The organism is Aeromonas sp. HMWF015 (assembly GCF_963878965.1).
Classification (GTDB): Bacteria; Pseudomonadota; Gammaproteobacteria; order Enterobacterales; family Aeromonadaceae; genus Aeromonas; species Aeromonas veronii.
Window position 1 is genome coordinate 4,726 of record NZ_CAWNZT010000220.1, and the last position, 3,392, is coordinate 8,117.

Genomic DNA, 3,392 nt, shown 5'->3' on the forward strand with positions numbered 1-3,392 from the left:
GCGGCGCCATAGGGGAAACAAAGGCGACTTTTGGAGAAGGTTTGGGAGCCGAGTGGAATGCTCTGTTCCGCACGTGCCGAGAGAGCAAGTGAATGTTGATAACGTGAGGTCATATATGATTCTCCTTGGCCAGCGAATTAGCCAATCCTTCGTTGCGCTTGTGCCGGGTATTAAGTGTTGTCAGCTCCGGCTGCTGCGCCAGCAGGGCGAGGATATCGTCGGTCGTAAAGGTTGGGTTGGCAGGATAGAGAGTCTGATAAATTCGCTCTACCAGTTCAAAGTCGGCAGGCTCATCGACAGTCCAGCGCAAGTGGGCCAGCGAAGGCGAGCGCTGCAGTTCGCCGATAGAAAACTGTTCGGAATGACAGCGAACGTAATAGGTGACATGTTCCCGCTCGGTCTGCGTGGCGGCCTTTTCCTGCAAGGTTGCCAGAGTCGCTCCACTCATGATCTCGGCATCCAGCCCATCCGGATAACTAGGATTGCCGCAGTTGCTGCTGTAGTCGAACTTGCCCGAGAGATGGAGGGCTATCAGCTCGTCTATTACCATAGGGTCAGCCAGTGGGCAGTCACCGGTGAGACGCACAACATGGGTCGGACTGTAGGGTTGGGCCGCCAGATAGAAACGCAACAACACATCGTCAAGAGGACCGCAGAAACAGGGGATATTCAACCTCTCGCACAGCTCGGCAATGGCGCGATCTTCCGACTGATCGCTGGTGGCAACCAACAGTTTATCCAGCAGCTTGCTCTGTTGCAGCCGTTCAATCTGCCTTGCCAGCATGGGTTCGCCCAGCAGTTCCTTTAGTACCTTGTTGGGCAGGCGGGAAGAACTGGTTCTGGCCTGTAGAATACCCAAGATCATCGTGTTCTCCAGAGTCCGGGGTTGATAAGTTCCTGTTCCATAGACGCCAGGTGTGCGATATCGGCCTCGTAGCACTCGTGCTGTACTTGACTGGCCGCAACGATGGCGGCCAGCTCTTGGGCATGACAAACACCGACAACAAAGCGGCTCACCTGTGGTAGGGCTGTCATGATGGAGAGGGCTCTGCCAAGCGGGGCCACCGAGGGATGCCAGTGGTCAAACCGTTCAAGTGCGGTAGCGAAACGCTGAAAATAGTCAGGTCGCTGCGCTGGTTGCATCAATAACAGGCCCTGTAAAAAGAGCGAGCGAACATGGATTTCACATCCCATATCTACCAGTTTGTCGAGCCATCCAGTGCGTAAAAAGCGTTGATCGAGCAAATTGGCAGGTAATTGCACCAGTTCCAGAGGATAGCCAGCTGCGCTCCAGGTATCGAGCTCCTCCGGGGAGTAGACGGAGATCCCGAGTTTTCCGATCGCGCCCTGTTGCTGCAAATCGGTGAGTAACTCGAACAAGGCAGGTGAGGCATCTTGGCTACGGTGCAGCAGCAAACCATCGAGCCGTTTTCGCCCCAGCCAATGCAAGCTGTTGTTGAGCGCTGCCTTAACATCGGACAGCGGTAGCCCTGGTGCCAGCTTGTCGATGAGAGTGAAGTCGGTGATATCTCTTTGCCCCAGCCTCTGCTCGGCATTGCCATAGGCTTGCGCCGTATCCAGGGTATCGATACCTGCTTGACGAGCTAACGCAATGATCGCGTCGAGTTCCTCATCGCTGACTTGTCCGTCGTGATTGCTGATCCCGTAATCCAGACCGAATTGCACTGTGCCCAGAGCTAGCCGCATAGAGCCTGCTCCAGCGCATTTACGACCTGTTGCTGCTCTGAGAGAGTCAGAGCCGGGAACAGTGGAAGAGAGATTGCTCCCTGATAGTAGGCTTGTGCGCCCAGATAGGCTGCTGGGTCATGTCCCAGCCCACGGTAGTAGGGCTGGGCTGGGATAGGAATATAGTGAACGTTGACGCCAATGCCGGCAGCACGCAGGCGGGCAAACACCTGATCGCGTTCAGCCACCTGAATGACATAGAGGTGATAACCGCTCTGGCGATTATTACTCTGCTGCAACGGCTGGACTGGCAAGGGGGATAACAGCGCGTCATATCGCCTGGCAAGTTCACGACGCTGGGTAATGAACTGATCAAGACGGCTCAACTGACTAAGCCCTAGTGCCGCCTGAATGTCGGTCAAGCGATAGTTGAAGCCCAGAAGTTGTTGTTCGTAATACCACTCTCCGGGAGAGGGCATGAGCAGCGCTTGCGGATCTCGAGTGATTCCATGGCTGCGATAGAGTCGCAATTTGTCGGCCAGCACCTGATCCCGGGTGGTGACAGCGCCTCCTTCTGCGGTCGTAATCGGTTTGACCGGATGAAAGCTGAAGACCGTCATATCGCTGTGACGGCAACTACCGATAGGTGACCCCTGATAGTGGGCACCCAGTGCATGGCAGGCATCCTCGATCAGAACGATTCCGTACTGGCGACAGAGCGCACCGATCTCTTCGAGATCGCAGGGCTGTCCGGCCAGATGTACAGCAATCAGCGCTTTTGGAAGGGAGTGGGTGCGCATAGCTTGCTGCAGTTTTTTATCCAGTGCCACTACATCGAGGTTACCGGTAGCAGGGTCAACGTCGACAAAATCAACGTTGGCATTGCAGTATCGAACGCAGTTCGCTGAGGCAACAAAACTGACCGCAGAAACCCAAACTGTATCTTTGGCGCCAATATCCAGAACTGCGCAGGCCAGATGAAGCGCAGTGGTGCCGTTACTGCAAGCAACCACATGCGGCACTTGGCAGTAATCGGCCAGTCCTTGTTCGAAAGCGGGAACAGCTTGGCCTTGGGTCAGATAATCAGATTTCAGTACGGCAACGACGGCTTCTATATCGGCATCGCTGATCGATTGGCGGCCATAAGGGATCATTCGGACAATACCTGCTGGTTCATGCTCTGTAGTTCGGCTATCGACAGAAAGTGCTGATTATTTAGGGAATTGTATTCAAAGCCCGGTGCAACCAGTGTGGCTGTTTCACCCAGAGCATTAACGCTGAAATCATTGTTGCGGCTGGTGAAACTGATGCTGGGTGCAATCACGTAGTAATCGTTGAACTCATAAGTGTGGAAAGAGTCGTCAGCCGGACACATCACCTCGTGCAGCTTCTCCCCCGCACGGATGCCGATGATCTCCTGCTTAAGGGTCGGAGCCATGGCTGCCGCCAGATCGGTGATCTTGACCGACGGGATTTTCGGCACGAACAGTTCGCCACCGCGCATACGCTGGAAGTTGCTAAGAACAAAATCTACGCCTTGCTGCAAGGTCAGCCAGAAGCGGGTCATCTCGGGGTGGGTGATAGGCAGCGTACTGGCGCCGCTCTTGATCAGATTGTCGAAGAAGGGAACCACGGAGCCCCTGGAGCCGACCACGTTGCCATAACGTACCACCGAGAAGATGGTCGGGTTCTTGCCCGCCATATTG

The 3,392-nt window shown here is 55.0% G+C and carries 4 protein-coding genes; all 4 read right to left on the reverse strand.

The annotated features are described in order from the left end of the window. Positions 1 to 109: 109 nt before the first annotated feature. Positions 110 to 865: a cytidylyltransferase domain-containing protein gene (locus AACS18_RS12045; RefSeq protein WP_108612391.1), complete on the reverse strand. Its 756-nt coding sequence runs from the start codon at positions 863 to 865 to the stop codon at positions 110 to 112. Continuing rightward, positions 862 to 1,707 (reverse strand): aldo/keto reductase, encoded by an 846-nt coding sequence (locus AACS18_RS12050; protein WP_108542038.1) that lies wholly within the window; start codon positions 1,705 to 1,707, stop codon positions 862 to 864. Before AACS18_RS12050 ends, AACS18_RS12045 begins: the two co-directional genes overlap by 4 nt. Further along, on the reverse strand, positions 1,698 to 2,840 hold the full coding sequence (gene pseC, locus AACS18_RS12055) for a UDP-4-amino-4,6-dideoxy-N-acetyl-beta-L-altrosamine transaminase (protein ID WP_108542039.1): 1,143 nt from the start codon (positions 2,838 to 2,840) through the stop codon (positions 1,698 to 1,700). The genes AACS18_RS12050 and pseC overlap by 10 nt, the downstream gene beginning before the upstream one ends. Further along, a partial coding sequence (locus AACS18_RS12060) for a polysaccharide biosynthesis protein (protein WP_181363270.1) occupies positions 2,837 to 3,392 on the reverse strand: 556 nt, incomplete at its 5' end. The genes pseC and AACS18_RS12060, both read right to left, overlap by 4 nt.